Source organism: Photobacterium sp. S4TG1 (genome assembly GCF_036040035.1).
In the GTDB taxonomy this organism is placed as follows: domain Bacteria; phylum Pseudomonadota; class Gammaproteobacteria; order Enterobacterales; family Vibrionaceae; genus Photobacterium.
In genome coordinates this window covers 1-869 of record NZ_JAYXUH010000046.1, presented here as the reverse complement: position 1 = coordinate 869, position 869 = coordinate 1, and the positions used below count along the sequence as shown (strand labels likewise).

Here is an 869-nt window from a genome sequence, read left to right as displayed (position 1 = left end):
ACATGCGATAACTGCCGCTAGAGTAACGATGTTACCTACAGTCGGGTTAAACATGTGGCTGAACACTAAACCAAACGGTGCAGTTGATGCTGCTAGTTCTGAGTTAGGAATAATACCTTGAATAACACCCGTTGATGCGATGTAAACAATTGCTGCGAAACCAGTACCAAACAGTACTGCAAGCGGTACGTTACGCTCTGGGTTTTCAACTGCATCAGAGTTAGCACCAGCAGATTCAATACCTAGGAAAGCCCATAAAGTCAGTGCGATACCAGAAGATACTGAGTGCATAGTTGTGTCATGATGTGGGTTCCACGCGCTCATGAATGTTTGTGGATCGAACCACCACCAACCGATGATAGACAGACCTGCAACTGGAATAATAATACCCCAAACAGTGAATGCTGAGATTTGACCTGTGATTTTCGCACCGCCAAAGTTAGCTACCATAGTGAAGATAAGGATAGCCACCACACCGTAGAAAGTATGCATTGGCGTATCAAGCCAAGGCATAAATGGTTTGATGTAACCTAAAGCAGAAACGGCAATAGCAACACAGCTAATCACCAAACACACGTAGTAAGTGTAAGAAGAGATGAAGAAAGATGATTTTCCGTGTGCTTCTTCTGCGTAAGCTGACATACCGCCAGAGCGTTTACAAAATGCACCACATTTAGCGAACGTGTAAGCAATACACATTGCACCTAGCGCAGTAACAATCCAAGATAACATTGAGATTGCACCAACTTGCGCCAAGCTTGCTGGTAGCATAATAATACCGGAACCCATCATGTTAACTGCAACAAGTACAGTTAAGCCGACAAGGCCCATTTTTTTAGTGCCAGTATCTGATGACATTATATTCACCT

The 869-nt window shown here is 43.7% G+C and carries 1 protein-coding gene; it reads right to left on the bottom strand.

The window, feature by feature from the left end; translation table 11 throughout:
* On the bottom strand, positions 1-858 hold an 858-nt coding region (gene potE, locus VXS03_RS20065), incomplete at its 3' end, for a putrescine-ornithine antiporter (protein WP_327765536.1).
* Positions 859-869 lie beyond the last annotated feature (11 nt).